Below are 1,353 nucleotides of genomic sequence, written 5' to 3'. Positions count from 1 at the left end.
ATTTTGATGCGATCGTCGTGTGACCAACGCCAAGGCCTCGAACGCCAGACGCCGACTTTGTATACTGATGGTTTGTGTTCGACGCAGAAACAGAACAATTAACAAGGTTGGAATGATGTTCAAATCAATGGGTTTGGTGTTCACGTTTGCCGTGGCAATGTGTTTGGTCGGTTGCGGTGGCAACGAAGGTGGTAGTGTGACTGAAAACGCCGAGCAATCCGAGATCGAGGCCTATGAAGCTGCGATCGCTGCCGAAGAAGCAGCGATGAATGAGGATTTCGAAGAAACGGAGTAGGACGTTGCCGAGTCGTTCCTCCCCAGTTGCAACGATCACGACACAAAAAAACTCGACTTCGCTCTGCGAAGCCGAGTTTTTCTTTTGGTCGCTAGTGAGCGTCCATTGCGCTACTGGTTAAGCTGCTCTTCGATCGTTTCACTGCTCGCCCTGGTTCCCAGTGCACCCCAAAGCCCGTACGGACTCTGTGAGCCCGGCACATTGTTGTTGGCCGGTGTACCATTGAGATAGACCATCGGGTTTCTCGAATTCCCCGCTTCGACCGAGTCGGTCATAAAGATGACCGCCCCATCACCCATCAAGACGTGAGCACCGCCTTGGTGACGGCTCGACGCTGAGCCGATCAGCGTGTTGCCGGTATTGTTGATCCCGCAAACTTCCGCATTGGGCGGCAAGACCGTGGACATCCCCGAGAACATGATGCGGAAGTCCGCCCAACGATACCCCCGGCCGTTGCCGGCACCGGTATCAACGGGCGCGCTTGGATCCCAGAACTTGGGACGATCAGGGTCAATTTGACCTTGGTCTTCACACCATTTTGGGTTCTGCAGAATGACCGAGTTGCCGTTGCCCGCCAGGTTGGCGTTCCGTGTTTGCCGGCCGCGTTTATCGCGATCCTGCAAATCGGTGATGATTTCACCCATCATGATGGTGTTGGAAAGACCATCCAAGATGTCGCGGAACTTCGAATCCTTGTGCGGTACAAACACACCGCGGTCACACGCCAACGAGTTTCGCGCTTGACCGTTGGTTTGCTTCGGCACCCAGAAGTCCGAACGGTTCTGATTGCGATCGAAGTCGATCGGTCCGCGAACGGCCCAGTGGATCGAATCCCCCATGCACGCACCATAATTGGTGCGTCCCAAAGCCGGCAGCCCGACCCCCGGATCGCTGGGACAGCGGAGCATCGGAATTTCGGTGACCCAAGGTCGATAACGATTCAAGTGCGGCGCCGGTCCCATCGCAGGCCACGGAATCGCAAACGGTGTCGTCGGGTCATTGGCATTGATGCGATTCGGTTGGCTGATTTCGTCCCAAATCGCTTGCTGCTCCATGAA

At 55.7% G+C, this 1,353-nt stretch carries 2 protein-coding genes; one reads left to right on the top strand and one right to left on the bottom strand.

Going from position 1 to position 1,353, the window contains the following annotated elements; genetic code table 11:
* The first annotated feature begins 112 nt into the window (after positions 1–112).
* Positions 113–295, top strand: coding sequence for a hypothetical protein (locus NZK35_RS33820; protein ID WP_259636946.1), 183 nt, complete (start codon positions 113–115; stop codon positions 293–295).
* Between the two features lie 110 nt (positions 296–405).
* On the opposite strand, the gene NZK35_RS33815 is transcribed toward NZK35_RS33820, so the two are convergent.
* On the bottom strand, positions 406–1,353 hold a 948-nt coding region (locus NZK35_RS33815), incomplete at its 5' end, for a DUF1559 domain-containing protein (protein ID WP_259636945.1).

This window comes from Stieleria sedimenti (genome assembly GCF_025060895.1).
Classification (GTDB): domain Bacteria; phylum Planctomycetota; class Planctomycetia; order Pirellulales; family Pirellulaceae; genus Stieleria; species Stieleria sedimenti.
Note: the sequence above shows the minus strand (reverse complement) of the source record. Positions and strands in the feature narration are given on the sequence as shown.